Raw genomic sequence first — 25,921 nt, 5'->3', positions numbered from 1 at the left:
GCGCCTCGACGCTTTTAAGCGAACCCTTGCGGATTCTGCGACTGCCAGCGCCAGTGATCCGCGCACATGCGTTCGATGCCATGCTCCGCGCGCCAGCCGATCAGTTCCGCCGCGGCGGCCGGATCGGCGTAGCAGGCGGCGATATCGCCCGGACGGCGCGGCACGAGCTCATACGGAACCGGCTTGCCCGACGCGGCCTCGAACGCCTTCACGACATCGAGCACGCTATAGCCTTGCCCGGTGCCGAGATTCACGACGAAGCTGCGGTCGAGCTTCTTGAGCGCATCGATGGCCGCGATATGCCCGCGCGCCAGATCCACGACGTGAATGTAATCGCGCACGCCGGTGCCGTCGTGCGTATCGTAATCGCTGCCGAACACGCGCAGTTGCGCGAGCTTGCCGACGGCCACTTGCGCCACATACGGCATCAGGTTGTTCGGAATGCCCGCCGGATCTTCGCCGATCAAACCGCTCTCGTGCGCGCCGACCGGATTGAAATAGCGCAGCGTCGCGATGCGCCACGACGGATCGGACACTTCGAGATCGCGCAGGATCTGCTCGGCGATGAGCTTGCTCTGGCCGTAGGGGTTCGTCGCGGAAAGCGGAAACGATTCGTCGATCGGCACGCTCTTCGGCACGCCATATACCGTCGCGGACGAGCTGAACACGAAGTTGCGCACGCCGCGCGCTTTCATGACCTTGAGCACCGCGAGCAGGCTGCCGATGTTGTTCTCGTAGTACTCGATGGGCTTCGCGACCGATTCGCCCACGGCCTTCAACGCCGCGAAGTGGATCGCGCCGGTGATCGCGTGCGCGTCGAAGATGCGGTTGAGCGCGGCTTCGTCGCGGGCATCGGCTTCATAAAACGTGACGCTCTTGCCCGTGATGCGCTCGACGCGCTTCAACGACTCCGCGCGACTGTTGACGAGATTGTCGATGACCACGACGCCATAGTCCGCGTCGAGTAGTTCGACGCACGTATGCGAACCGATGAAGCCCGCGCCGCCGGTGACGAGAATCGTGCCCTTCGTCGGCTGATTGCCATTCATCTTGTGCTCTCCCGATTGCATGAAATCAAAGTGAAATGCCGGTAATGGCATGTATTGTGCCCTTGTAGCGTTCGACGACATTTTTTTCGTCGAATTCGCTCGCGACCTTTTCGCGGCCGCGCCGCGCCATGGCGGCGCGCTCGTCGGCAGAGAGCGTCAGCATGCGCTCGAGCGCTTCGGTCAGGCTGTCGGCGCTTTTGACCTCGCAGAGCAGGCCGTTCACGCCGTCCTCGACCACTTCGCGGCAGCCGGGAACGTCGGTGGCGACGATCGGGCGGCCCATCGCCGATGCTTCCATCAGCGTGCGCGGCACGCCTTCGCGATACGAAGGCAGCACGACGCAATCCGCCGCGGCGACGAGCGGCCGCACGTCGTTCGCTTCGCCGAGATATTCGACGATATGCTCCGCTTCCCACTTTTCTACGTCGGTGCGGCTGATCGCGCTCGGATTGTCGACGCCGACCGGCCCGAGCAACTGAAAACGCGCGTGCGGAAACTTCGCGCGAATCCTGCGTGCGGCTTCGACATATTCCGCCACGCCTTTATCCCACAACAGACGGCCGATCAGGATGAACACGAAATCCTCGCGCGCGGGCAGCGGCTCGAACGCGAATTCATCGAGATCGACGCCTTCGCCATGCAGACGCCGCGCGCGATCCGGATGCGCGAGCAGATTCTCGTGCAGGAAGGCTTCGTGATCGTCGCGATTGAGGAACCACACTTCGCGCGGAAAGCGGAACGCGAAACGGTACAGCCGCTTCGCGACCTGCGCCGTGCGGCTCTTCTGGATGAAGACGTAGCCGAGACCCGTCGTCACCGCGATCGACGGCACGCGCGCGAGCATCGCGGCAAGCGAGCCGTAGATGTTCGGCTTGATCGTATAGTGAAACACGATATGCGGACGCGTCGCACGATATTCGCGAAAGAGCGCGGCGAGCGTCCTGAGGTCATCGCGCGGATCGGTGCTTTTCGATGCGACCGGCAACTCGACGCAGCGGCAGCCCATTTCGGTGAGCGGCTCGAAGGTGCGGTCGCGCGGCGCGATGATCGTGACTTGCGCGCCGCGCGCGGTCAGCATGCGCAGCACGCCTTGCCGGTAGGTATAGATCGCCCACGCCGTGTTGCACACGAGGGCGATACGAAGCTTCGACTTTTCTTTGGTCATCCGGAAGTCAGGAATAGGTTCACGCGGCGGATGCGCGCTTCAGCAAGCGCGCCTTCAATCCACGCAACGCGCGATACGGCAAAACGAGATGCGCGATGCTCTTCGCGACGCCCGCCCAGTCGAGCGGATTGGTCACGCGCAAATGGCGCAGTTGCAGACGCAGCGTCGACATGATTTGCGCACGCCGTTTGGTCGCGCTGATGCCGCTTTCGTTCAGTTCGTAGAAGAGACCGAACTCGGGCAGATTCGCGCCGTCGTGCCGTTGTAGCAGACGCAGGATCAGATCGAGATCCTCGGCGGCGCGATACTGCGCGCGATAGTTGCCCGCTTCGATCACGGCGTCGATGCGCAGCATCAGCGACGGATGCGTGAAGCATGTGCGCGCGAGCATCATGCGGCGGATCGCGGCGGGATCGGCGGGCGGCGTGAGATCGAAGAGCGGCGCGCCATCGGTCGATACGACGTGCGTCCACATGCCGAGCACCGCGACGCGCGGATGCGCCTCCATATACGCGCGCTGCTTCGCGAGGCGAGCGGGCGTCGCGAGATCGCCTGCGTCGATGCGCGCCGCGTAACGGACGCCTCGCGCGTGCAGCGCCGCGATGCCCGCTTCGAGCGCGCGCTCGATGCCGCCGTTTTTCGGCATGCGCAGAATGTCGATGTTCATGCCGTCGATGACGGGCGCGACGATAGGCGGCGTGCTGCCATCGTCGACGATGAGCACGTTCACCATCGACGTTTCGCGAAACGACGCGAGCGTGCGTTCGACATCGGCCTGGCCGTTGAACGCGGGCATCAGCACGGCGACATCGTGGAGTTCGTTCATGCGCGCAGCCGAAAACGGATGTAGTAGAAATTCACCGACGCCGCCGCGACATAACCCGCCGCGAGTCCGATCAGCGCGCCGTAGCCTTCCATGCGCGGTATCGCGAACCAGTTCACCGCGAACGCGACCGCGAGCGCGAAAAGCCATTTCGATAGCAGCACATACTTCGCCTGATATTTCAGCACGACGAGATTGCCGATCGCTTCGATGCCCGCGGGCACCGAAAGCCACACGGCCCAGCGGAAGATGTCCGCCGCGCCCGCGTAATTCGGTCCGAACACGCGCGCGATGATGAAGCCCGCGAGCGCATCGAGGACGGCCGCGCCTGCGATCATCAGCGCGGCGGTCATCGCGAAGAGGCGCACGAGATTGCGCTTCAGGCGCGCGGTTTCCTGCACGCGATACACGAACGCCGGCGCGATGGTCTGCGAGAGCATCAGCGCGAGCGCGATCCAGTTCTCGTTCAATTGCTGCGCGGCGGAGTAAAGCCCGAGTTCCGCGAACGACACGCGATGCGCGAGCATCAGCCGGTCGAGCTTCAGGAACAAATACATGCAGATGAGGCCGAGCCAGAACACCGTGCCCGCGCTCGCGAAATGTCTGAACAGTGCGCGGTCGAAACGCCAGCCGAGCGTGCCGCCGTGACGGCGCACGTAGTACGCGACGAGCGCGGCGCTGATCGCCGCGGCTTCGAGCGCCCAGAGCCAGCCGAAGCTCGACGGCGCGGCCGCGATGCGCACGAGCGCGAAGACGAGCGCCGCCTTGACGATGGCCGCCGCCATGCTCGCGATGAGCTGCGGCTTGCTGTAGGTGAGGCTTTGCAGCCACGAATTGACGACGCCGATGAACGGCTCGCGAAAGAGCATCGTGACGGCGAGTCCGGCGAGCATCAGCCCGACCATCGGGTCGGTGCCGCCGGCGGCGATCCAGATCCACGTTACGCAGAGTGCGACGACCGACACGCCCATGCGCAGCACGAACGCGCTGCCGAGTACGGCGCCGGTATCGGCGGGCTTGCGGTTGACGATCGTCGGCACGAGAATCTCCGCGCCGCACACCCACGTGATCGGCGCGATGACGAGCAGCAGCGTGTTCGCGTATTGCCATTTGCCGAAGTCGTCCGGGCCGAGGTAGCGCGCGAGCAAACCGGAGATGACGATGGCGACCGCGATCTGCGTGAGCCGCTCCAGCCCGAGCCAGACGATGTTGGCGAGCGCGCGGGCGACGTCCGGATTGCCGGAGCGCGTGAGCGCCTTCATGCGGTGAAGCGCTCGGCGTAATCGGGCACGGCGCGTGCTACCCAAGCCTGACCGCCTCGCGCAAACGTGCGATCGGTCAAGTTTTGTGTGTTTGCACGCAGACGCGCCTCATTCGAAGGCATCGAGGCGAAAGAGCGTTTGAGCATTGGATTAGAATGAACGCGCAGGCTCCAACCGGCTTCGTCAGAGCGAGCGCAACCACCAGAGCGCCGAAAGACAGCGATTATAAGTGCGATCCGTGGGCCGCCCGCTGCGCCGGTTTTGCATCCATTTGCTTCGAATTGTTTCTTTCGTATTGGTTTACCAGACGCATAGGCAGAATTCGATACGTCATCTGGCAGTCGTTCGCGCGCGCTGTGCATTGCAGCGGCGCGCCAACCGTCACGACCTGCATGCCCTCATGGCTGCATCGCCGAGAAACCATCAATTAATAGAGAGGAGGTAGCCATCTCATGAGCCAAGTTTCCCAATCCATTTTCAAGGCCTACGACATTCGCGGGATCGTCGGCAAGACGGTCGACAAGGACGTCGCTAAGAGCATAGGCCAGTCGTTCGGCAGCGAGATCAAAAAGCAGGGCGGCGATTCGGTCGTGGTCGCGCGCGACGGTCGTCTCTCCGGTCCCGAACTCGTCGGCGCACTCTCGGATGGCCTGCGCGCGGCGGGCGTCGATGTCGTCGATATCGGCATGGTGCCGACTCCGGTCGGCTACTTCGCGGCGAGCGTGCCGCTGCCGTTGCCTTCGGGCGAGCGTCGCGTCGATTCGTGCATCGTCGTGACGGGCAGCCACAATCCGCCCGACTACAACGGCTTCAAGATGGTGCTGCGCGGCGCGGCCATCTACGGCGATCAGATCCAAGGCTTGTACAAGCGCATCGTCGATAACGACTTCACGACGGGCGAAGGCACGTACACCGAATTCGACGTGTCGCAGATGTATCTCGACCGCATCGTGTCGGACGTGAAGCCGGTGCGCGCGATGAAGATCGTCGTCGATACGGGCAACGGCGTCGCGGGCGGTCTCGCGCCGCGTCTTTTCAAGGCGCTCGGCTGCGAGCTGGTCGAACTCTTCACGGAGATCGACGGCAACTTCCCGAATCATCATCCGGATCCGGCGCATCCGGAGAATCTGCAGGACGTCATCAAGGCGCTCAAGGAAACGGACGCGGAAGTCGGCTTTGCGTTCGATGGCGATGGCGACCGTCTCGGCGTCGTCACGAAGGACGGGCAGGTCATCTATCCGGATCGCCAGTTGATGCTGTTCGCGCAGGAAGTGCTGTCGCGCAACAAGGGCGGCCAGATCATTTACGACGTGAAGTGCACGCGCAATCTCGCGAAGTGGGTGCGCGAGCAGGGCGGCGAGCCGGTCATGTGGAAGACCGGCCATTCGCTTGTGAAGGCGAAGCTGCGTGAAACGGGCGCGCCGCTCGCGGGCGAAATGAGCGGCCACGTGTTCTTCAAGGATCGCTGGTACGGCTTCGACGACGGTTTGTACACCGGCGCGCGTATGCTCGAAATCCTGTCGCGCGTGGCCGATCCGAGCAAGCTGCTCAACGATCTGCCGAATTCGCTTTCCACGCCTGAACTGCAATTGAAGTTGCAGGAGGGCGAGAATTTCGAGCTGATCGCGCGTCTGCAGAAATCGGCGAAGTTCACTGGCGCGGACGACGTGCTGACGATCGACGGTCTGCGTGTCGAGTACCCGGATGGGTTCGGGCTGGCGCGTTCGTCGAATACGACGCCGGTCGTCGTGATGCGCTTCGAAGCGGACAACGACGCGGCGCTTAAGCGCATTCAGGAAGATTTTCGTCGGGTGATTCTGGCGGAGAAGCCGGACGCGCAGTTGCCGTTTTAAAAAGTTGATGAGATATCGGCGGCTTTCCGGAGCATGGAGGCCGCTGATTTGTTTGCGGACGCTGGGCGACGTCGCCGGGTGAGGCAACTGTTATTCGGAACAGGCGACCGTCAACACTAGTGATGCATGCCCGCACCAAGCCCGTGATGACAGGTTTACTTTCCTCAAGAAACGCAGTTTCGGCTCTCGCCTTCTTCGCTTCTGCCGCTATCAGATAGCACTGCCCAGTGCATCAGGCAGGCTTGGCACAGTGCATGAATAGGCGGAACCAGAGAAAAGTGACAAGGCACCAAGGGATCTACGGCACATGACCAACAATATGTGCCAGGATATGCCGCGGGCGTCGGCGGAGGGTCCTGCAAAGGCTGGACTATCCTTTCTAATTCGAGAGCTACCAGCAATTAATCGATCCTCTCTGGCATTGTTCGATCTCGGTATTGGACAGTGCTCGCTCCCGGATAGCATTCATGGCCTCCTCGGACTGTATTTCCATCGAAACTGCTATCCCCGTTGAGTCATCATTCCAATTGAAGCCAATTGCGCGGTGCAGATCCAGCCTTTCGCCCTTCACTCTATAAAAGTATCTTATGGCTTGAAATTCACCGCTGCTCGACGTCAAGCCGGAAAAATAACCCTGCATGAATCTGTCCTTGGCCAACAAGGGAGCACTTCCGAGATCAGTTATAGATCGTCCGTCCTTCGAGATCTTCCAATAGTGCATTCCGTTTGCATCGCGCCCTTCGCCAGTGGTGACACCAAGGCCTTGACTGATGCCATTGTCGAAATCGATCAATGAATCCAGCGAAAGCTGATAGGCTGAGTCCGCATAGACTGTTCTTGCCCAGGCGCGCTTTTCAGCTCCGACTAATACCGTCAGCGTGATCGTCCCGCCGCCTTCGTCGTCGGGGCAGGCTTCAACGAGTACGCGGCCGTTACTGACTTTAGATAGTGATAGATTCGCGCGTTGACATGACGCAAAGACGCTAGCCGATAGACAGCAAGAAATAGCGCCAATGGCGATTATGAATTTGCGTCGCATAAAATGTCCTTTGCCTTTTGGGAGCGAAGCTTCTTAGCCCGCTCACATGACCTCGGGTACGTGTCGTGGCATCGGTCGACAATGGGTTGAAATCTAAACTTCTTACCTGAAGCCGACAGCGCAATTTCTTCATCGGTTCAACCGTCTAGTTTCCGTCCTGCAAAGCTTCGGTTCGTTCCCGTCATAGTACGTGCTCACGAGTACATGCTTAAGGCGATCGACCCGCAAATTGACGAACTCATCCGCGCATTTCGGACGTATTTCCACGAAACCACGTCTGATTGGCGAGTAGAGAAAAACACGCGATATCGTGCTCGTTGCCATTCCTTCGTCCAAATACCACACAGAAAAGCCCCTGGTTCCATCGAAGCCGTAATCATCCACGCCAATATGAGGAGCGCTCTCTGTATCGAGTTCTATGTCTTGGGACGTTAAACCAAAGATGGTATCGCGGACATCCACATGTACCGACCGATCCTTCAATCGAACGGATGCTGACGCTGTTTCGGTCACTTTAAACGTCACGGTCTGAGCCGAGGCCCTTGCTAGTGCAAATAGGAAGGCGCAGACGACAATCATTAATGGTTTGTGGATCTTCATATCAATCGTCGCTCCTGGTCAGATCGGGCTTAATCGTGGTTCGTCGAGTAGGCGCGATTATTTCCGGGAAATAGCCGAGCGTTGCGTCCCATAATCCATTCATTATAAAAATGGTATAAGCCTGTCGTTCGTTGTATCCATTGAAACCGCCGTTGACCAGCCTGTTGATGAGTCCAATATTATCGGCGGAGTATTCTTTATCTGCGACGCGATTGATATTCTGACCTTGCGAGAATGCCTTTGAAACCCAGTAGAATCCTCCAGAATCACAGGCTAACGGAGGCTCCTCCGCAATGCGATCAGGATCGAAACGAGGGAACCAACGCATAGGCATCCCGCCATCTCGAGGATTGAAATTATAGTGCTCAGACGTCTCGGTAATTCTGACGGGCGAGTTAGGAAGTCGCTCAACGTAAGGCCCAACGTGCGCAGGCAATGCCCGATACGTTCCATACTCTGAAAAATTTCCCGCCCAAGTCAGTTGCATAATCCCGCGTCCGTAGAACGGTCCATAAAATTGAGTCGCTGGATTTACCGCCGAGTACTTACCGAAACCCCACTCACTCAACAATCGCCTTACGCCTCCCAAATTCCGCCACTGGGCAGTCTCCAGCAGAACCTGAGCGAGAAATATTGCAGTTCTACGGGCGTCTGCTCCCAGATATTTTCGAATCGTCTGATTCAGCGCGATTACATGATTTTGTATGCGCGCGATTGCAGTGGATTTTGTGATGACATACGTTGAATTGTTCGTTGTTATTGCTGATGCGGGCGATCCGTTATTCGTGTAATACGGATAGCGAGGAAAAGTGTTGGCGAACTCCTTGTGATTCAACCACCCACACTTCCTAAAATGCCGAATAAACGCAAGCGGATGAAAGAACCAAAATTTCTTTCCTTCGCCAAGCGGCGTTTGCGCCAGGAACTGACACCGCTTCACGAAGTTGATGAAGTTCTCGTAACCGTGCGGATCAGTATCCTTGCGTTTGCCAAAAAATCCCTCCGGCTCGTTCAACCAGCCGTAGCGCTGATCGTTGTTGCTCGCATCCCATTCGCTCCGGGCGTGACAGATGAACCCTTTGAGCTTGGCGCGCACGCTCACATCGCGCTGTACTAGCGCCGCTACCTGCTGATCGTGGCTGAATTCTGACGTCATATCGCTCGGAGTAATCGGCTGCGAATCGGTCGCACCCGCAATTCGACACAACGTGTCGTATCCGCACAGCCCATCCTGATCGAACGGCGTATTGCCATCTTCGATCTTCTGCCAGTGCATGAACGACGGAAAGTCCGCATCCGAAAGCTTCTGGATGCCGGCCTGATTGATGTCGATATAGCCCGTTTTGCCCTCAGCAAACGGCACCGAGACCCATGTAGCCTGTTCAGTGGCAGTCAAGGTCGGCGTATCCGTGCTCAGGATTCGCCCGAAACGCAATAACTCGAAGCCTTCGCTCGGACAGGTTCCATAGAGCGCAGTGGCACGCTCATAAAGGCCGTACTCGTATTCCTCGAATTTGTCCCGTGCGAAATCGGATGTCACCGGAACAGGCTTACCGTCTCCGCGATCAATCCACGCACGCATAAAGCGCTCGCCACGATTGAAATACGTCTCGACATAAAGCGTGCTGTTTTCGTTCAACGCACCAGTGTCCAAAGCCGGAAAGAACGGCTTGGGCGAGCGGCCCTTAGTTTTCAGATCACCTAACCCCGCCGGCACGCTGACGAACGTCGAACCGCCCGGAATCACAAAATACGTGCTTCCCCAGTAATCCTTCGACGCCGGCGTCGTTGGCTGCGCTTCGCCTAATGCGACCTTATGCCCGTCTTGCTCAAAATATGCGATGAAATCCTCCTCGGTCATGAAGATCTCAAAGTGCAGATGAGCCTCGCCCTGATACCGGCCGCGAAAACCCAACCGATCCTTCCGAAAAACCTTCTTGCCCGCGCCCGCCTGCACACCGTCCGTCTCGGCGAGCAGCCACGCGGGCAGCGCATTGGGCGAGCTGTCCGAAGCAGGATGGTTCGGCTGCGGGCTCAGTTCATTCGTTTTCACCAGATCAAGCAGGTGCATATACAGCGAATAGAACGTGATGGTGCGGCCTTCACCGGTATCGGTTACATGCTTGAGCAGTACGAATCCGATGTTGCTGTTCAATGCCTCGGTGCCATCGGCGTTTCTCTGTCCGTCCGAGATGGCCTTCAACGACACGCGATAGGCGACGACCTCTCCGTCTGCGATCGCGCGCACGGGCTCAAGCTGGCCGAGCCCTCCGAACGGCACCACGTGCATGCCGCAATGCCAGCGACGATCGAACGCGATAGGAAATACGCCACTGTGCGACAACTCGAAAGTATCGACCACATCCATCATCGGGTCGGTCTTCCATTTCTCAGCGGGCATGTTGAGGCCTTCAGCCGGAAGGAACGGCGGGCTGATTATCATGATTTAGCGTTACTAAATATACAGTGCGACAGAACTGAATCTTTCTCGGCTTATGGAGCAGCAGCGCGCCAATGCGACGACGTCCGAGTTCCGCTCAGCCAGCATTATTTCAGACCTGAACCGCCGCGAAAGTCACGAACTGTGCCCGTTCAGCAGGCAAGCCGCGCTAAAATCCCCGTTTTCCTGCTCACCGCGCCGCGCCGTCCGCGCTTCTCCATCTCAGCGTGCAAAAGATCCTGATCGTCCGCGTGTCGTCGCTTGGCGACGTCGTCCACAACATGCCGGCCATCGCCGACATCCGCCGCCGCTATCCCGATGCGCAAATCGACTGGCTCGTCGAGGAAAGCTTCGCGAGTCTCGTCGAACTCGTACACGGCGTGCGCCGCGCGATTCCGTTTTCGCTCAGGCGCTGGCGCAAGGCGTTCACGTCGCCGGCGAACTGGCGCGAGATCGGCAAGTTCAAGCGCGAGCTCGCCGCCGAAAAATACGATCTCGTCATCGACTGCCAGGGTCTCATCAAGACCGCGTGGGTCGCGAGCTGGGCGCGCGGGCCGCTCGTCGGCCTCGGCAATCGCACCGACGGCGCGGGCTACGAATGGCCGGTGCGCTTCTTCTACGACCGGCGCGTGCCGATCGAACCGCGCACGCACGTCGTCGAGCGCACGCGGCAACTCGTGGCGGCGGCGCTCGACCTGCCGAAGCCGCAAACGACCGACGACATCGACTTCGGCCTCGACACGCGACGCGCGACGCTCGCCGTCTCCGCGCTCGGGCTGAATCTTCCCGTGCCTTACGTCGTGTTCGTGCACGCCACCTCGCGCGCCGACAAGCAATGGCCCGAAGCCGCGTGGATCGAACTGGGCCAAGCGCTCGTGACGCGCGGCGCGTCGATCGTGCTGCCGTGGGGCAGCGAGGCCGAACGCGCAACGAGCGAAAAGCTCGCGAAGGAATTCGGCGCGGCCGCGATCGTGCCGCCGAAGATGTCGCTGCCCGCGGTCGTCGGGCTGATCGACGGGGCCGCGGCGACCGTCGGCGTCGATACCGGTTTGGTGCATATTGCCGCGGCGCTGAAGCGCCCGACCGTCGAGTTGTACAATTTCTCGACCGCATGGCGCACCGGCGGCTATTGGTCGCCGAACGTCGTCAATCTCGGCGACGCGAGCCGGCATCCGACGCTTTCCGAAGTGAAGACCGCGCTCGCGGGCTTCGGCCTGCTGTAGTTTTCACCGCGCTGCGCTGTGTGCGGGCAACTCAAGGTCGTAGACACATGACGGAATCTCAAATCATCGAAGTCGCCTCGGGCGATTGGCAAGGCAAGAACCTGTCCGTGCCGCGCGAGACGCTGCTCGCCGGCGTCGAGAACGGCAAAGTGCTGTATTTCCCCAACCTGCGCTTTCCGATCGAAGGCGGCGAGCTTTCGCTGCTCGATCCGGGCATCGCGGATCCGAAGCGCAAGAACATCAGCCTCGCGCCCAACGGCGGCGCGTTGAACGGCGTGCTCGGCGACAGCGTGATGCAGTCGGCGGTGCGCTCGCTCATCAAGCGCTATCAGGATCATGCGCGTTCGCTCGTCGACGGGCTCTTTCCCGAATACGACGGAAAGCTGCGCGTCGCGCCCACGAGCCTCAGGCTGCGTCAGGTCGAGACGCGCGAAACATCCTGGCGAAAGGACGATGCCCGTCTTCACGTCGATGCCTTCCCGTCGCGGCCAACGCACGGCGAGCGCATCTTGCGCGTGTTCACGAACATCAATCCGAAAGGCGCGCCGCGCGTGTGGCGCGTCGGCGAGCCGTTCGAGGACATGGCGAAGCGTTTCCTGCCCGGCATCAAGGCGCAGGCGCCCGGCTCGGCGTGGCTGATGAATCTGCTGCACATCACGAAGTCGCCGCGCAGCGAGTACGACCATCTCATGCTGCATCTGCATGATGCGATGAAAGCCGATCTCGACTATCAGAAAAATTCGCCGCAGGAGACGATGCCGTTTCCGCCCGGCTCGGTGTGGGTCTGCTTTTCCGATCACACCTCGCATGCGGTGATGTCCGGCCAGTTCATGATGGAGCAGACCTTCTTCCTGCCCGTCAAGGCGATGGCGCGCCCCGATCACGCGCCGCTCGGCATTCTCGAACGCCTGAAGGGCCGGGCGCTCGTTTGAGCGGCGCCGCCTCGTCCGCCGCTACGCCGGGCGCATCGGCTTCCGTGCTCCGGCTCGTCTATCGCGCGCTCTGGTGGATCGTCGCGCCGCTCGCGGTGCTGCGGCTCTACATCCGTTCGCGAAAGGAGCGCGGTTATCGCGAGCATATCGGCGAGCGTTTCGGCCACATCGCGCCGCGCCGCGCCGACGATCTCGCGCCGCTCATCTGGGTGCACGCGGTGTCCGTGGGCGAGACGCGCGCGGCGCAGCCGCTCATCGACGCGCTGATGAAAGCGCATCCCGAAGCGCGCGTGCTGCTCACGCACATGACGCCGAGCGGCCGCGCGACCGGCGTCGAGCTTTTCGGCGACCGCGTGTTGCGCAGCTATCTTCCCTACGATCTGCCCATTCTCGTGCGGCGCTTTCTGCGCGCGTGGCGGCCGTCGCTCGGCATCGTGATGGAAACCGAAGTCTGGCCGACGCTCATCGACGAATGCAAACGCGCCGACGTGCCGCTCGTCTTGACGAACGCGCGCATGTCGGAACGTTCGTACCGGCGCGCGGCGAAGTTCGGGCGCGCGGTGCGCGAGGTGTTTGGCGGCTTTTCGCGTGTGCTCGCGCAGACGCCGTCCGATGCCGAGCGGCTCACCGCGCTCGGCGCGCGCAATGTCGCCGTGCTCGGCAATCTGAAGTTCGACATGACCGCGCCGCCCGAACTGATCGCGCGCGGTCACGCGTGGCGCGCGGCGATCGGCGAGCGGCCCGTGTGGGTCGCGGCGAGCACGCGCGAGGGCGAGGAAACGCTCGTGCTGCGCGCATTCTCGGCCCTCAACGTGCCCGATGCGTTGCTGATTCTCGTGCCGCGTCATCCGCAGCGTTTCGACGAAGTGTCCGCGCTGATCGCGAGTCTCGGGCTGACGAGCGCGCGCCGGTCGGTGTGGGCGCCGAAGCCCGTCGCGGCGGGCTCGGGCGCGGACGTGCCCGAGCCGTTGCCGGCGAGCGTGCAGGTCTTGCTCGGCGATTCGATGGGCGAGCTCGGCGCGTATTATGCGGCCGCGGATCTGGCGTTCATCGGTGGAAGTCTGTTGCCGCTCGGCGGGCAGAATCTGATCGAAGCGTGCGCGGCAGGTGTGCCGGTGCTGATCGGCCCGCACACGTTCAACTTCACGCAGGCGACCAACGATGCGATCGCGGCGGGCGCGGCGTTGCGCGTGCAGGATCCGCAGGAGCTCGCGCGCGGTCTGCGCGAGATTTTCGGCGACAAGGCGCGGCGTCTCGCGATGAGCGCGGCGGCTTCGGCGTTCGCGGCGCGGCATCGCGGCGCGACGGAGCGTACCGTGAGCGTGCTGAGCGCGCTGCTTGAAGAGGACAGCGACGCGGCGAAGTGATCCGACGCGATCTCGCTGTTTCCTGCCGCCAACTGCGCTTTTCCTCAGATGAATCTTGCGAAGTAAGTTCGGAGGATAATGAACTTCCTCGAGCCGATCCTTTCGAACGCATAACAAGCGGCCGGGTGCCTGCGAACGTGCTTCCAATTTTCTTCGAGGACGCGCATGCAAGATCTCATCAAGTCCGTCGTCAAGGACATGTTGCCGCCAAGACTGTTGCGCCTGCTGCGGCCATCCCCAGGACCGACCGATGCATGGGGCACCGTCCGTTACGGCGCGCATGGCCTGATTCTTCCCGGCAATCGGCGCTTCGAATACCGGCCTTGTCCGGCGGATCGCTCGGTTTGTCGGCAGATCTTCTTTCTTCGCGAATACGCGACGGATCATCTCATGCGCGCGAAGGAAATCGCCGCGTTCTATGAGGCTTGCGAAAATCCGCTGATCGTCGATGCGGGCGCCAATATCGGCGCCGCCGCAGTGTGGCACGCGCTCACTTATCCGAAAGCGAAGATCGTCGCCATCGAGCCGGACATATCGAATTTCGCGCTGCTCAACAAGAATGCACAGGCGTTTCCGTCGATCAAACCGCTCAACGCCGCGATCGCGGCCAAGCGCGGCACGCTTTATCTGAACGATCCGGGCGGCGGCGAGTGGGCGTTTCGCACCGCGGAGCAGCCCACCGAGAAAGGCTATGCCGTCGATGCGCTCACGCTCGAAGACGTGATGCCGTCCGGCACGACGCCGTTCATCCTGAAGATCGATATCGAAGGCGCGGAGGCCGACCTGTTCTCGCGCCATTGCGATGCGCTGAACATGTTTCCGGTCATCATCATCGAGCTGCACGACTGGATGCTTCCCGGCGAATCGAACAGCCGCAACTTCCTGCAATGGCAAGTCGCGATGAAGCGCGACTTCGTGCAGGTCGGCGAGAACGCGGTCTCGATATCGAATTCGATCGCGCTGCCGTAACGCGTTGTCGTCACGCGATTTTCCGCGTCAAGCCAGCAGCAAACCCTTCTTCTCGATGAAGCGGATGACTTCGTCGAGCCCATCGAGCGCCTTCAGATTGCACATCACGAAGGGCCGCTCGCCGCGCATCTTCTTCGCGTCGCTCGCCATGATGTCGAGATTCGCGCCGACGTGAGGCGCTAGATCGGTCTTGTTGATGACGAGCAGATCCGACTTCGTGATGCCAGGCCCGCCTTTGCGCGGAATCTTCTCGCCGCCCGCGACATCGATCACGTAGATAGTCAGATCGGAGAGTTCGGGGCTGAAAGTCGCCGCGAGGTTATCGCCGCCCGATTCGATGAACACGATATCCGCATCCGGAAACTTCGACACCATGCGATCGACGGCTTCGAGATTGATCGACGCATCTTCGCGGATTGCCGTATGCGGGCAGCCGCCCGTCTCGACGCCCATGATGCGCTCGGCCGGCAGCGCGCCCGCGACGGTCAGCAGGCGCTGATCTTCCTTCGTGTAGATATCGTTGGTGATGGCGACGAGATCGTATTTCTCGCGCATCGCCTTGCAGAGCATTTCGAGCAGCGTGGTCTTGCCGGAGCCGACCGGCCCGCCGACACCGACACGCAACGGCGGCAGTTTCTTGGTTCGGCGAGCGGCGGAAGAGTAAGCGGGAGCGTTCATGGAGTGTCGGTTCAGGAGCGGAAAAGCCGCGAATATTGCGATTCGTGCCGCGCGGACAAAACGCCGAGCTGCGGCGCGAAGGTGTTGATGTGTTGAGGCGCTGTATCGAGCGCGCGGCGCACGGCGGCATCGATCGGCTCGCGCAACGCGACGATGATGCGCTGTCCCGCGAGCTGGCCGAGCGGCACGGCCTTGAGCGCGGCGGCCGCCTGATTCTCGACCCAGCTGAATGCGTAGGCCGCGAGCGCGGCGTCGGGTGCCGCATCGTACGCGAACGCGGCGAACGCGAAGGCGGTCGGCTGCGCGATCGGCTTGATCGCGGCGAGCGTCGCGCGGCGTGCTTCGTCGCCCCATTCGAGCGACACGCACAACTGCGCGAGCGACCAGCCCATCTGCTCCGTTTCGCGTCTCAATTCCGCCGATTCGCGGCTCCCGATGTATTCATCGTTCGCGGCGCTCAGCGCGGCTTCGTCGTGCGAACGCCAGTGTTCGATCTGATGCGCGAGCATCGGCAATTCGCCGCGCGCGAGCACGCTGGAAAGGCCGTTCGCGATCCAGTCGCGCGCGCTGTCGCCGTCGTGGATCAGGCCGTGCTCGATCGCCGCTTCGAGCCCTTGCGAATAGCTGAACGCGCCGATCGGCAATGCCGGCGACGCGAGATGCAACAGCGCGGTGAGCTCAGCGATGCGCATGGCCGTGGTGATGATGACCGTGATCGTGATCATGATCATGACTATGATCGTGGCCGCACGACGAATGATCGTGATCGTGCCCGTGATGCTCGTCGAATACCTTCTGCGCGAGCGCGTAGTCTTCGCTGAATGTCTCGTCGTGGCCGTGCTTGTGTCCGCCGCCGTACGCGCCCGTTTCGGGCTGGAACGGCTGCGATTCGTGCGCGACGAGCACGCCTAAGCGCTTCAGCATGTCTTCGAGCACGGGATCGGCTTCGAGCTTCAGATACTCCGCGCCGACTTCGACCGGCGTATGCCGGTTGCCGAGGTGATAGGCCGCACGCGTCAAGAGACGCACGCTCGGCGCACGCACGATGAGCACGTCCTCCGCCGCCGCGACGACGCGCACGAAGCCGCCGTCGTCGGCGACGAGCATGTCGCCATCCGCGAGCACGGTGCCGCGCGGCATGACGAGGGCGACTTCCTCGCCGTTGTCGAGCGTGGCGGCGAGGCGGCTCTTGCAGCGCGCATCGAAGGGAAGAGTCAGCGTGGGCGCGCGTTTTTTGAGGACGTCGGCAAGCTTCGCGGTCAGACGTTTGTCGATGGTACGCATATCAGAACAAGAAGTAACGCTGCGCCATCGGCAGAACGGTGGCGGGATCGCATGTGAGCAATTGTCCGTCGGCGATCACCTGATAGGTCTGCGGATCGACGCTGATGGACGGCTGCCATGCATTGTGAATCATGTTGGCCTTCGTCACATTGCGGCAGTTCCTGACCGCGACGATCTGCTTTTGCAAGCCATAACGATCCGCGATGCGCGCCTCCATCGCCATCTGCGATACGAATGTCAGCGACGTCTTGCCGAGTGCGCCGCCGCGTGTCGCGAACATCTCGCGATAATGCACCGGCTGTGGCGTCGGAATGGACGCGTTCGGGTCGCCCATTTGCGCGACCGCGATCATGCCGCCCTTGACGATCATCGCGGGCTTCACGCCGAAGAACGCGGGTTCCCAGAACACGAGATCGGCCCACTTGCCCGGCTCGATCGAGCCGACTTCATGCGCGATGCCGTGCGTGATTGCCGGATTGATCGTGTACTTGGCGACATAGCGCTTCGCGCGGAAATTATCGTTACGCGCGCTGTCTTCGGGCAACGCGCCGCGCTGCACCTTCATCTTGTGCGCGGTCTGCCATGTGCGAATGATGACTTCACCGACGCGGCCCATTGCTTGGGAATCCGAAGAAAGCATCGACAGCGCGCCGAGATCGTGAAGGATGTCTTCGGCCGCGATGGTCTCGCGACGAATCCGCGATTCCGCGAACGCGATGTCTTCCGCGATCGACGGATCGAGGTGATGGCACACCATCAGCATGTCGAGATGCTCATCGAGCGTGTTGACGGTGTAGGGGCGCGTCGGATTCGTGGAAGAGGGCAGCACGTTCGATTCGCCCGCGACCTTGATGATGTCCGGCGCATGGCCGCCGCCCGCGCCTTCTGTGTGATACGTGTGGATCGTGCGGCCCTTGAACGCGGCGATGGTCGTTTCGACGAAGCCCGCTTCGTTCAGCGTGTCGGTGTGGATGGCGACTTGCGTGTCGGTGTCGTCGGCGACGCTCAAGCAATTGTCGATCGCGGCGGGCGTCGTGCCCCAATCCTCGTGCAGCTTCAGGCCGATCGCGCCCGCTTTCACCTGCTCGATCAGCGGCTCCGGCAGGCTCGCGTTCCCCTTGCCGAGAAAGCCGAGATTGACGGGCCAGCCGTCGGCGGCCTGCAGCATGCGCTCCATGTGCCACGGGCCCGGCGTGCAGGTTGTCGCGTTGGTGCCGGTCGCGGGGCCGGTGCCGCCGCCGAGCATCGTCGTGACGCCGCTCGCGAGCGCTTCGTCGATCTGTTGCGGGCTGATGAAGTGAATGTGCGTATCGACGCCGCCTGCCGTCACGATCATGCCTTCGCCCGCGATCACTTCCGTCGCCGCGCCGATCGCGATGTTCACGTTCGGCTGAATGTCCGGATTGCCCGCCTTGCCGATGGCGAAGATGCGTCCACCCTTGATGCCGATATCGGCCTTCACGATGCCCCAGTGATCGAGGATCAGCGCATTGGTCACGACGGTATCGACGACGTCGGCGGCGGGGCGCTGCGACTGGCCCATGCCGTCGCGAATCACCTTGCCGCCGCCGAACTTCACTTCTTCGCCGTAGGTCGTGAAGTCGCGTTCCACTTCGATGATGAGATCGGTGTCGGCGAGGCGCACGCGGTCGCCGGTGGTCGGGCCGAACATTTCCGCATAAGCGCGGCGGCCGATGCGTAGCGTCATATCTGTCCTTTTTTAGAGCGGGCCCATGACGAGCGCGTTGAAGCCGTACACATGGCGATCGCCGGCCAGCGCGACGAGTTCGACGGTGCGTTCCTGACCGGGTTCGAAGCGGACTGCCGTGCCCGCCGCGATGTTCAATCGGAAGCCGCGCGCCTTCTCGCGCTCGAATTTGAGCGCCGCGTTGACTTCGTAGAAGTGGAAGTGCGAGCCGACCTGCACCGGCCGGTCGCCATGATTCGCGACGACGACCGTAACCGTCTCGCGGCCCGCATTGAGCTCGTGCTCGCCATCGTCGATGAAATATTCGCCGGGGATCATGGTGTCAGGGAATCGGATGATGAACGGTGACGAGCTTGGTGCCGTCGGGGAAGGTCGCTTCGATCTGGATGTCGGGAATCATCTCGGGCACGCCTTCCATCACGTCGTCGCGCGTGAGCAGCGTGGTGCCGTAGTGCATGACTTCGGCGACGGTCTTGCCGTCGCGCGCCGCTTCCATCAATGCCGCCGATATGAACGCGACCGCTTCCGGATGATTGAGCTTGAGGCCGCGCGCGCGGCGACGCTCGGCGAGCAGGGCCGCTGTGAAGATCAGCAGCTTGTCCTTTTCTCTGGGCGTGAGTTTCATGGGCTTCTTCTATGGAGAAAAGTGTTTCGGGCTTTGCAATGCTAGCACCGGAATGCCGCGTCTCATGCGCTTTTAAGGGGCTTTCGGTAGGCTTTCGGCTTACTGGATGAAGCGCTGCAACTCCACGGTCGACGGCCGCTCGAAGATGGCGTCCGGCGCGCCCGATTCCCACACGCGCCCCTGATGCATGAACACGACCTTGTCGCTCACCTTGCGCGCGAAGCGCATTTCGTGCGTGACCATGATGAGCGTCATGCCGTCGCGCGCGAGGTCTTCGACGACCGCTAGCACTTCGCCGACGAGTTCGGGATCGAGCGCCGATGTGATCTCATCGCAGAGCAGCACGGTCGGCTTCATCGCAAGTGCGCGCGCGATCGCGACGCGTTGCTGCTGACCGCCCGAAAGCTGATCGGGAAAAGCATCGAACTTGTCGCCGAGACCGACGCGTTCGAGCACGGTATGCGCCGTCGCGCGCGCCTTCGCCCTGTGGATCTTCCTGACGACGGTCTGCGCGAGCATCACGTTTTCGCCCGCGGTGAGATGCGGAAAGAGGTTGTACTGCTGAAACACCATGCCGACTTTCAGCCGCAGCGCGCGCAGGTCGGCATGACGCGCATCGATATGCTCGCCGTCGATTTCGATCGAGCCTTCGTCGATGCTCTCCAGACCGTTGAGCGTGCGCAGCAACGTGCTCTTGCCCGAGCCGCTGCGCCCGATGATCGACACGACTTGTCCGCGCTCGACGGCGAAGTCGATGCCCTTCAGCACCTGATTCGCGCCGAACTGCTTCTGAAGATTGCGGGTTTCAACGAGCGGCATTCCATTTCCTTTCGAGCGTGCGCGCATAGCGCGTCAGCGGATAGCAAAGCAAGAAGTAGATAACGGCGACGAGCCCATACACGAGAAACGGCCGGAAAGTTGCGTTCGAAATCATCGTGCCGGCCTTCGTCAGTTCCGTGAAGCCGATGATCGATACGAGCGCCGTGTCCTTCACCGCCTGCACCGCGAAGCCGACCGTCGGGCCGACCGCGATGCGCGTCGCTTGCGGCAGGATCACGTGACGAAGCTGCTCCATGTAACTCATCGCGAGCGACGACGATGCTTCCCACTGGCCCTTCGGCACCGCTTCGACCGCGCCGCGCCAGATCTCCGCGAGATACGCGCTCGTGAAGAGCGTGAGACCGACGCTCGCCGCGAGCCACGGCGACACGTCGATGCCGAGCAAGGGCAGGCCGAAGAACACGAGGAACAACTGCATGAGAAGCGGCGTGCCCTGAAAGAGCTGGATATAGCCTTTGACGAGCATGCGCAGCACTTGCGATTTCGACACGCGCATGACGAGCAGCACGAAGCCGACGATGCCGCCCAACACGAACGACACGATCGACAGCACGACGGTCCAGCGCGCCGCGAGCAGCAGGTTCTCGAAGATCTGCGCGAGCGTGAATTCGATCATCGCGCGGCGCTCCGGTGGTTCATCAGAAAGCGCTTGCCCATGGCGTTCAATGCGGCGCGCAGAGCGAGCGCCATCACGAGATACGCGGCCGTGATGAAGAAGCACGTCTCGAACGCGCGGAAGTTGCGCGACTGGATATAGCTCGCGGCATACGTGAGATCGGGCACCGATATCTGCGAGACGACCGCCGAGCCGAGCATCGTAATGACGATCTGGCTCGTCAATGCGGGGAACACTTTGGCGAGCGCTTGCGGCAACACGACATGACGGAACGTCTCGCCACGCGACATCGCGAGCGATGCCGCCGCTTCGAGATGACCCTTCGGCACGGCGGCGACGCCCGCGCGCACGATCTCGATCGAGTACGCGCCGAGATTGAGCGTCATCGCGAGAATGGCCGCGACATATTCGCTGAGATGAATGCCGAGCGCGGGCAGGCCGAAGAATACGAAGAACAGTTGCACGATGAACGGCGTGTTGCGGACCGCTTCGACATAGCCGCCGACGATCGCCGCGAGCCACGCATGCCGGCTGGTGCGCGCGGCGGCGCCGAGCACGCCGACCGACACGCCGAGCGCCGTCGAGACGGCGGTCAGCGCGAGCGTGGTCGCCGCGCCGCTCGCGAACATGCCCGCGTACTGCGCTAGATCGGCGAATTGAAGTTCATAGGCCATACGATGCCGCGCTCCCGATCAAAGGGTCGCGGGCAGCGGCTGGTTGAACCACTTCTTCGACATCGTGTTGAGCGTGCCGTCCTTCTTCGCCTGCGCGATGGTGTCGTCCACTTTCGACATCAGGCGCGGCTCGTTCTTGTTCATGCCGACGAAGCACGGCGAATCCTTGATGATGAACTTCGCTTCCGGCCGGCGCGGCGGATTCTTCGACAGGATCGCCGCCGCGACGATGTTGCCCGCCGCGATCAGTTGCACCTGTCCCGAGAGAAAGGCCGAGATGGTCGCGTTGTTGTCCTCGAAGCGCTTGATGGTCGCGTTGGGCGCCATCTGCGAGAGCGCGATCTCTTCGAGCGCGCCGCGCGTGGCGCCGACGGTCTTGCCGGTGAGATCGGCGGGGCTCGTCACCTTGATGTCGGCGGGGCCGAACACGCCTTGAAAGTAGGGCGCGTAAGCCGTCGAGAAGTCGAGCACCTTCTCGCGTTCCGGCGTCTTGCCGAGCGACGAGATCACGAGATCGACCTTGTTGGTCGTCAGATACGGGATGCGGTTCGCGCTGTTGACGGGCACGAGTTCGAGCTTCACGTTCATCGACTTGGCGAGCAGCGCGGCCATGTCGACGTCGTAGCCTTGCGGTTTCATGTCGGCGCCGACCGAGCCGAAGGGCGGATAGTCTTCGGGCACGGCGACGCGCAGCGTGCCGTTCTTCGCGATGGTGTCGAGCGCGTCGGCATGCGCGGCGAGAGGCGCGAGGGAAAGCAGCAGCGCGACGAGTGCGGTGCGCCGCGTGCGGGAAAAAGTCGTGAGCATCGATGATCCTTCGGTCTTGAACGGCCGCGTTGGAATGCGCGGCTCTCGAGCGAAGGCTTAAAGCGAGAGTCGTGCCATCGATGCTTATTTCTTATGCTGTCAGCGTTTGCCGGTTACGCATATATCGCCGCGCACAACGGATGTGCAGACGCGTGCGCTTCGTTGGTGCGTACTAGGTAGTCCACAAACGCAGAGGTCGCGCATCGACGCCATGCACGAGCGGACGAAGACGCGACCAGCAATCGGTGAGTGCGTTTTGCAGCGGTTCCATGGAGCGGCTGATCGCGCGCACGATCAGCACGCCCGGCGCGACGCACGATGCGCCTGCGCGGAGCTCATCGTCGAAGGGCAGATGTGCGGCGAGGGTCTCGGCGAGGGCATCGTCGCATGCGGGGCCGATCGCCCAGAGCGTGCCGTAAGCGGGGAAGCCCGCGAGACCTTGAGCGGAGTCGCGCAGCGGATCGCGCGCATCGAGCAGCGTGCGTTCGAACCAGAGCGTCGAACCATTGCGATGCGCGATACGCGATGTCGCCTTGATATGCCCTTGCGTCCACTTTTCGCCGGCGGCGGCGCGGCCGAGCAGCATCGCGTCCCAGCCGATCGCGCTCGCGCCTTCATCGAGTGTCAGGTTGAATTCGAGTTCGACGTTCGACGATTCGAACACGATGTTGTTTTGCGGCAGCCAGTCGAGCTTCGCATGCGCGGCGAGATCGATATCGATGCGCTGCGTCGCGAGCTTGCCGTTGGCCTTGTACCACTTGGTCGCGCCGGGCGTCGTGATGACGGCGTGCGTGTCTTGGTGCAGACGAACGTCGATGGAAAGACGATCGCCGCCCGCGACGCCGCCGGGCGGGTGCACGATCACCGAATGACAGATATCGCCTTCGGGATAGAGCGGCCGTTGCAGCCGCAATGGGCCTTCGTGCTTGCGATGAACGCAGACGGTGCGGCCGTGCTGACGCGCGTAGCCGAGTTCGAGCGAGCCGCGCCAGATGTTCGGATCGGCGAGTGTTGCGTGCGATTCGTGGTGCATGAGCGATGCGTTTTTCTAGAGCGGAGCCTCGATCATACGGCGATCAGCTCGCGCACTCCATGCGCGTCCATTTCCGAGCCCGCGCCGCCCGCGACGATTTCGCCGCGGCTCATGACCCAGTATCGATCGGCGAGTTCGCGCGCGAAGTCGTAATACTGCTCGACGAGCAGGACGGTCATGCCCATTTCGTCGACGAGTTGCCGAAGCGTTCGGCCGATATCGCGGATGATCGATGGCTGAATGCCTTCGGTCGGCTCGTCGAGGATGAGCAGTTGCGGCTCGCTCATCAGCGCGCGGCCGATTGCGAGTTGCTGTTGTTGACCGCCGGAGAGATCGCCGCCTCGGCGGTTCTTCATGTCTTTGAGGACGGGGAACAGCGCGTAGATGTGATCGGGAATCTTCGATGGCGCTTTGCGGCTCGCTGCGCCGACGAGCAAGTTTTCTTCGACGGTGAGACGGCCGAAGATGTCGCGGCCTTGCGGCACGTAGGCGAGGCCGTTTGCGACGCGCGCGTGGGTGGGCATCGAGGAGAGCTTGTTGCCGCGCCAGGCGATGGTGCCGCTTTTTGTCGGGACGACACCCATCAGGCAGCGAAGGAGCGTCGTTTTGCCCACGCCGTTGCGGCCCAGCAGGACGGTGAGTTTTCCATCGGGGACGGTGAGTTTCACATCGCGGAGGATGTGGCTGCCGCCATAGTATTGGTTCAGGTTTTCGACTTCTAGCATTTGCTTTGTCTCTTGGTCTGCGCTTGTTTGCTTACGCTTGCGTGGAATCCTGTGATCGCGTCCGTCTATTAGCACTGCCCCGCACAGGGGCAGTGCTAATCGACCACTAAGAAAACAGGCTTCCACGACGTCCCACGCCGACATAAAACACTAACGCCCAAGATAAGACTCAATAACGGCCTCGTCCCGTTTGACGTCATCGAGCGTGCCTTCGGCAAGAACACTCCCCTCAGCCATAACAGTAACCTTCCCGCTATCTCCCGAAAGCGCAGCAACAAACTCCATATCATGCTCGACGACCATCATCGAACACGACCCACGCAGCTTGTTGAGCAACTCCGCGAGTTCCATCGTTTCATGATCGGTCATGCCGGCCGCAGGCTCATCGAGCAGCAAGAGAGCAGGCTGCTGCATCAACAACATGCCGATTTCGAGCCGCTGCTTCTGCCCATGCGACAACTCGCCCGCAAGCCGCGTCGCCTGATGCTGAAGGCGAATCAGCTCGAGCGTCTCTTCGATGCGAGCCTGCGCGGCACCATCCAGCCGCGCCCTCAACGATGCGAACCAGCGCTTGTCCGTCTTCATCGCGAGTTCGAGGTTCTCCCACACCGGATGATTCTCGAACACAGTCGGCTTCTGAAACTTGCGCCCGATGCCCGTGCGCGCAATCACCGGCTCCGACATGCGCGTCAGATCGAACGTCTGCCCGAGAAAAACCTTGCCGTCGTCGGGACGCGTCTTGCCGGTGATGACATCCATCATCGTCGTCTTGCCCGCGCCGTTCGGGCCGATCACGCAGCGCAACTCGCCCACATCGATCGACAACGTCAGCTTGTTCAGCGCGCGAAAGCCGTCGAAGCTCACGGTGACGTCCTCGAGATAGAGGATCGTGCCGTGCGATACATCGATCTCGCCGGGCGCGAGCACATGCCCCAGGCCCGACGACACGTTGATGTTCTTGTGGCTCGTCTCCGGAATCGGCGGCAAATCCACGATCAATGCGTTATGTGCAGTCATTCGGCAGCGTCTCCATGCGCCTTCTTGCGGCGCGCGAGATCGATCAGTCCCATGATGCCGTTCGGCAGAAGCAAGGGCACGAGCGTGAAGATGAGGCCGAGGAAAAACAGCCAATACTCCGCGAAATAGGCGGTGAAAAAGCTCTTCGCGCCGTTGACGGCGAACGCGCCGACGATCGGTCCGATCAGCGTGCCGCGTCCGCCGACCGCGACCCAGATCGCCATTTCGATCGAGTTCGCGGGCGACATCTCGCTCGGATTGATGATGCCGACCTGCGGCACATACAACGCGCCCGCGATGCCGCACAACACCGCCGACACCGTCCAGATGAAGAGCTTGTACGCGAGCGGGCTATAGCCGAGGAACATCAGGCGCGCTTCGCCGTCGCGCACGCCGGTGACGACTCGCCCGAGCTTCGACGTGACGATCCATCTCGCCGCGAGAAACGCGAGCACGAGCACCGCGAACGTGATCAGAAAGAGGGCAGTGCGCGTGCCCGGATGCGTGATTGGAAAGCCCGCGATGCGCTTGAAGTCGGTGAACCCGTTGTTGCCGCCGAAGCCCGTTTCGTTGCGATAGAAAAGCAGCATCGCGGCGAAGGTCATCGCCTGCGTGATGATCGACAGATACACGCCCTTCACGCGCGAGCGGAACGTGAAGAAGCCGAACACCCACGCAAGCACGCCAGGCACGAGGACGACGAGCAACAGCGCATACCAGAGATGTTCCGTGCCCTCCCAGTACCACGGCAGCTTGTGCCAGTCGAGAAACACCATGAAGTCGGGAAGATCGCTTTGATACGTCCCCTCGCGGCCGATCGAGCGCATCAGGTACATGCCCATCGCGTAGCCGCCGAGCGCGAAGAAAAGCGCATGGCCCAAGCTCAGAATGCCGCAATAGCCCCATACGAGGTCGAGCGCGAGCGCGCCGATTGCGTAGCACATGAGCTTGCCGACGAGCGTCATCGCATAAGCCGAGAGATGGAACGTGCTCGTTTCCGGCAGCACGAGCGCGCTGACGGGCACGAAGATCACCATCGCGATGACGAGCGCGATCAACGCGAGCCAGCCTTTCTTCGGCAAGAGCGCGGCGCGCGGCGGCAGGCCGAGCGCGAAGCCCGCGCGCGCCGCGCCCGGATCGGGTTGCGGCGTGACGTCGAGGTTCGTGCCGACATTGGTCGAGGCGGTCATGT

General features: G+C 61.9%; 26 protein-coding genes. 5 read left to right on the top strand and 21 right to left on the bottom strand.

Features of this window, described 5'->3' with window-relative positions:
• Positions 1-14: 14 nt before the first annotated feature.
• From galE to NCS67_RS09745, 4 genes are read right to left on the bottom strand one after another with little or no spacing between them, the layout of a single operon-like run.
• On the bottom strand, positions 15-1,049 hold the full coding sequence (gene galE, locus NCS67_RS09760) for a UDP-glucose 4-epimerase GalE (RefSeq protein WP_034472825.1): 1,035 nt from the start codon (positions 1,047-1,049) through the stop codon (positions 15-17).
• A gap of 25 nt (positions 1,050-1,074) precedes the next feature.
• Positions 1,075-2,214 carry a glycosyltransferase family 4 protein gene (locus NCS67_RS09755; protein ID WP_034472774.1) on the bottom strand — a complete coding sequence of 380 codons (1,140 nt, stop codon included), beginning with the start codon at positions 2,212-2,214 and terminating at the stop codon, positions 1,075-1,077.
• Between the two features lie 19 nt (positions 2,215-2,233).
• Complete coding sequence (locus tag NCS67_RS09750) at positions 2,234-3,040, bottom strand: glycosyltransferase (protein ID WP_175980397.1); 807 nt, start codon at positions 3,038-3,040, stop codon at positions 2,234-2,236.
• A complete protein-coding gene (locus tag NCS67_RS09745; RefSeq protein ID WP_034472769.1) occupies positions 3,037-4,299 on the bottom strand; it encodes an oligosaccharide flippase family protein in 1,263 nt (420 codons plus the stop codon). Before NCS67_RS09745 ends, NCS67_RS09750 begins: the two co-directional genes overlap by 4 nt.
• Before the next feature lie 452 nt (positions 4,300-4,751).
• Between NCS67_RS09745 and NCS67_RS09740 the strand changes: the two genes are divergently transcribed.
• Positions 4,752-6,152: a phosphomannomutase/phosphoglucomutase gene (locus NCS67_RS09740; protein WP_008342501.1), complete on the top strand. Its 1,401-nt coding sequence runs from the start codon at positions 4,752-4,754 to the stop codon at positions 6,150-6,152.
• A 391-nt stretch (positions 6,153-6,543) separates the two neighbouring features.
• Here the strand turns inward: NCS67_RS09740 and NCS67_RS09735 are convergent, their stop codons facing one another.
• The 3 genes from NCS67_RS09735 to NCS67_RS09725 all read right to left on the bottom strand — a co-directional run bounded on the left by NCS67_RS09735 (position 6,544) and on the right by NCS67_RS09725 (position 10,234).
• The gene (locus NCS67_RS09735) at positions 6,544-7,191 is read right to left on the bottom strand and encodes a hypothetical protein (RefSeq protein WP_250435020.1); all 648 of its coding nucleotides are present in this window, start codon (positions 7,189-7,191) and stop codon (positions 6,544-6,546) included.
• Positions 7,192-7,320: 129 nt separating this feature from the next.
• On the bottom strand, positions 7,321-7,791 hold the full coding sequence (locus NCS67_RS09730; protein ID WP_250435019.1) for a YajG family lipoprotein: 471 nt from the start codon (positions 7,789-7,791) through the stop codon (positions 7,321-7,323).
• A 1-nt stretch (position 7,792) separates the two neighbouring features.
• Positions 7,793-10,234: a hypothetical protein gene (locus NCS67_RS09725; protein ID WP_250435018.1), complete on the bottom strand. Its 2,442-nt coding sequence runs from the start codon at positions 10,232-10,234 to the stop codon at positions 7,793-7,795.
• 224 nt (positions 10,235-10,458) lie between these two features.
• On the opposite strand from NCS67_RS09725, the gene waaC reads away from it, so the two are divergent.
• From waaC to NCS67_RS09705, 4 genes are all read left to right on the top strand, one after another.
• Positions 10,459-11,454 (top strand): lipopolysaccharide heptosyltransferase I, encoded by a 996-nt coding sequence (gene waaC, locus NCS67_RS09720; RefSeq protein WP_034472764.1) that lies wholly within the window; start codon positions 10,459-10,461, stop codon positions 11,452-11,454.
• 47 nt (positions 11,455-11,501) lie between these two features.
• A complete protein-coding gene (gene kdoO, locus NCS67_RS09715) occupies positions 11,502-12,386 on the top strand; it encodes a Kdo hydroxylase KdoO (RefSeq protein ID WP_175980396.1) in 885 nt (294 codons plus the stop codon).
• A 44-nt stretch (positions 12,387-12,430) separates the two neighbouring features.
• Positions 12,431-13,753, top strand: a complete 1,323-nt coding sequence (gene waaA / locus NCS67_RS09710) for a lipid IV(A) 3-deoxy-D-manno-octulosonic acid transferase (protein WP_239295229.1) — start codon at positions 12,431-12,433, stop codon at positions 13,751-13,753.
• A gap of 165 nt (positions 13,754-13,918) precedes the next feature.
• Entirely contained in the window at positions 13,919-14,722 is an 804-nt protein-coding gene (locus tag NCS67_RS09705) for an FkbM family methyltransferase (RefSeq protein ID WP_034472761.1), read from the top strand.
• A gap of 27 nt (positions 14,723-14,749) precedes the next feature.
• On the opposite strand, the gene ureG is transcribed toward NCS67_RS09705, so the two are convergent.
• From ureG to urtC, 14 genes are all read right to left on the bottom strand, one after another.
• Positions 14,750-15,400: an urease accessory protein UreG gene (gene ureG / locus NCS67_RS09700; protein WP_034472760.1), complete on the bottom strand. Its 651-nt coding sequence runs from the start codon at positions 15,398-15,400 to the stop codon at positions 14,750-14,752.
• 11 nt (positions 15,401-15,411) lie between these two features.
• On the bottom strand, positions 15,412-16,092 hold the full coding sequence (locus NCS67_RS09695) for an urease accessory protein UreF (protein ID WP_250435066.1): 681 nt from the start codon (positions 16,090-16,092) through the stop codon (positions 15,412-15,414).
• Positions 16,079-16,684, bottom strand: coding sequence for an urease accessory protein UreE (gene ureE, locus NCS67_RS09690; RefSeq protein ID WP_250435016.1), 606 nt, complete (start codon positions 16,682-16,684; stop codon positions 16,079-16,081). Before ureE ends, NCS67_RS09695 begins: the two co-directional genes overlap by 14 nt.
• Before the next feature lies 1 nt (position 16,685).
• Positions 16,686-18,392: an urease subunit alpha gene (ureC, locus tag NCS67_RS09685; RefSeq protein WP_175980394.1), complete on the bottom strand. Its 1,707-nt coding sequence runs from the start codon at positions 18,390-18,392 to the stop codon at positions 16,686-16,688.
• Between the two features lie 12 nt (positions 18,393-18,404).
• Entirely contained in the window at positions 18,405-18,710 is a 306-nt protein-coding gene (locus NCS67_RS09680; RefSeq protein WP_008342484.1) for an urease subunit beta, read from the bottom strand.
• A gap of 4 nt (positions 18,711-18,714) precedes the next feature.
• Positions 18,715-19,017 carry an urease subunit gamma gene (locus NCS67_RS09675; RefSeq protein ID WP_008342482.1) on the bottom strand — a complete coding sequence of 101 codons (303 nt, stop codon included), beginning with the start codon at positions 19,015-19,017 and terminating at the stop codon, positions 18,715-18,717.
• 99 nt (positions 19,018-19,116) lie between these two features.
• Positions 19,117-19,836, bottom strand: coding sequence for an amino acid ABC transporter ATP-binding protein (locus tag NCS67_RS09670; RefSeq protein ID WP_008342480.1), 720 nt, complete (start codon positions 19,834-19,836; stop codon positions 19,117-19,119).
• Positions 19,823-20,473, bottom strand: a complete 651-nt coding sequence (locus NCS67_RS09665; protein ID WP_008342479.1) for an amino acid ABC transporter permease — start codon at positions 20,471-20,473, stop codon at positions 19,823-19,825. Before NCS67_RS09665 ends, NCS67_RS09670 begins: the two co-directional genes overlap by 14 nt.
• Entirely contained in the window at positions 20,470-21,147 is a 678-nt protein-coding gene (locus tag NCS67_RS09660; protein ID WP_250435014.1) for an amino acid ABC transporter permease, read from the bottom strand. The genes NCS67_RS09665 and NCS67_RS09660 overlap by 4 nt, the downstream gene beginning before the upstream one ends.
• Before the next feature lie 18 nt (positions 21,148-21,165).
• Entirely contained in the window at positions 21,166-21,954 is a 789-nt protein-coding gene (locus NCS67_RS09655) for a transporter substrate-binding domain-containing protein (RefSeq protein ID WP_008342474.1), read from the bottom strand.
• 172 nt (positions 21,955-22,126) lie between these two features.
• A complete protein-coding gene (locus NCS67_RS09650) occupies positions 22,127-22,987 on the bottom strand; it encodes an urease accessory protein UreD (RefSeq protein ID WP_250435013.1) in 861 nt (286 codons plus the stop codon).
• A 32-nt stretch (positions 22,988-23,019) separates the two neighbouring features.
• Positions 23,020-23,712, bottom strand: a complete 693-nt coding sequence (gene urtE, locus NCS67_RS09645) for an urea ABC transporter ATP-binding subunit UrtE (protein ID WP_008342470.1) — start codon at positions 23,710-23,712, stop codon at positions 23,020-23,022.
• 150 nt (positions 23,713-23,862) lie between these two features.
• Positions 23,863-24,729, bottom strand: a complete 867-nt coding sequence (urtD, locus tag NCS67_RS09640; RefSeq protein ID WP_008342468.1) for an urea ABC transporter ATP-binding protein UrtD — start codon at positions 24,727-24,729, stop codon at positions 23,863-23,865.
• On the bottom strand, positions 24,726-25,919 hold the full coding sequence (gene urtC, locus NCS67_RS09635) for an urea ABC transporter permease subunit UrtC (RefSeq protein WP_250435012.1): 1,194 nt from the start codon (positions 25,917-25,919) through the stop codon (positions 24,726-24,728). Before urtC ends, urtD begins: the two co-directional genes overlap by 4 nt.
• Positions 25,920-25,921: the final 2 nt, after the last annotated feature.

This window comes from Caballeronia sp. ATUFL_F2_KS9A (assembly GCF_023630765.1).
GTDB classification, from domain to species: Bacteria; Pseudomonadota; Gammaproteobacteria; order Burkholderiales; family Burkholderiaceae; genus Caballeronia; species Caballeronia zhejiangensis.
The sequence above is the reverse complement of the archived record's forward strand: the minus strand, read 5'-3'. Positions and strand labels throughout refer to the sequence as shown.